The sequence below is a fragment of the Mucilaginibacter sp. P4_G9 genome (assembly GCF_056400985.1).
This window is the reverse complement of sequence record NZ_JBFUKF010000693.1, coordinates 1-1,631: the sequence shown is the minus strand read 5'-3', so window position 1 is coordinate 1,631 and position 1,631 is coordinate 1. Positions and strand designations below refer to the sequence as shown.

The 1,631-nt window shown below is 40.9% G+C and carries 2 protein-coding genes; both read left to right on the top strand.

Going from position 1 to position 1,631, the window contains the following annotated elements; genetic code table 11:
• Positions 1 to 218 (top strand): dihydrodipicolinate reductase C-terminal domain-containing protein (locus tag AC1DPZ_RS26795; RefSeq protein WP_477409245.1); only part of this gene is annotated, 218 nt, incomplete at its 5' end.
• Between the two features lie 17 nt (positions 219 to 235).
• Positions 236 to 1,631 (top strand): signal peptidase I (gene lepB / locus AC1DPZ_RS26790; protein WP_477409243.1); only part of this gene is annotated, 1,396 nt, incomplete at its 3' end.

Genomic DNA, 1,631 nt, shown 5'->3' with positions numbered 1-1,631 from the left:
GTGTTCTGCCCGACCAATTACTGATAGAATCTATGCGGATAGACAGTGTGCCGGGTACGCATACCGTCATTTACGATTCGGAAGTTGATACCATTGAATTTAAGCATACTGCCCATAATCGTAATGGTTTTGCCCTTGGCGCCGTATTGGCCGCCGAATGGATCCATGATAAAAAAGGATTTTATTCGGTTGAGGCCATGTTTGATTTTAAATGCTAATTTCCGGTTTATAGCAGATGGAGATAGCTGATTATATCGGGGTTTATATAATATTGGCCCCTTTATTAATATTAGTACATGCCGGCCTTTGGAAACTATTTCAAAAAGCAGGGCGGCCCGGCTGGGAGGCCCTCATACCTATTTACAGCACATATGTTATGCTGAAACTAAGCGGTAGGCCGCTATGGTGGCTTTTGCTATGTTTTATTCCGGGTATATATATCATAATTGGGGTTGGTATAGTTATCGATTTCATTAAATCATTCGGTAAAACAAGAATGATCCATATAGTTGGGGCTATCATTTTGCCATTTGTTTTTTTGCCAATGTGGGGATTTGATAAAAATACCCATTACCTGGGCCAGTCTGCAAGTAATGAGTTTTATGAAAAATATCAATCCATCCTGCATAAATCATCGGTACGGGAATGGACAGAGGCTATTTTTTTTGCGGTATTGGCAGCAACCATCATCCGTATATTTTTTATCGAGGCCTATACTATTCCGTCGGCATCAATGGAAAGTTCGCTTATGATTGGCGATTATCTGTTTGTAAGTAAGTTTAGTTACGGCCCCCGCCTGCCCATTACGCCGGTATCATTTCCTTTTGCACATAATAAACTGCCATACATAGGTACAAAATCCTACTGGAATGGTTTAAAACTACCCTACTTTAGGCTGCCGGGYTTAAGTGATATTAAAAARGGTGATGTTGTGGTTTTTAATTATCCAATGGAAGTCGACTCGCCCTATTACAGGCCGGTTGATAAACAGGAAAACTATATCAAACGCTGCCAGGCAACTCCCGGCGATACAATAAGCCTGGTTAGTGCACAGGTATATGTGAATGGTAAACCTGCCATTACGCCGCCGCATGGCGAAATGCAGTATATGGTTAATGCTGATAAAAACTCCATAAGTCCTAAATTGCAACATGATCTTCATTTGTCGGATATTCAGGCATTTACCGATGTTGATTACATGGTAAATATGACAAGGAAGTCGGCACTTGCTTTAAAGAAAGCCCCACATATCAGGTATGTAAGGCCAGATATACAATTTAGGGGTGTTTATGATCCTGAGGTATTTCCGCACGATCCTAATCACAGGTGGAATGTAGATAACCTTGGCCCCATCATTATACCAAAAAAGGGATGGACAATGAAACTGGATACCCTTACGTTGCCCATTTATCGCCGGGCCATCGAGGTATATGAAAATAACAAACTGCAGGTTAACGGGAACAGTATAAGCATAAACGGCAAAAAAACAAATACCTATACGTTTAAAATGGGTTACTATTGGATGATGGGCGATAATCGTCATAATTCATTAGATTCACGTTTTTGGGGTTTTGTGCCCGAAGATCATATTGTAGGCAAGGCCTTGTTTGTATGGATGAGCTGGGATGAAA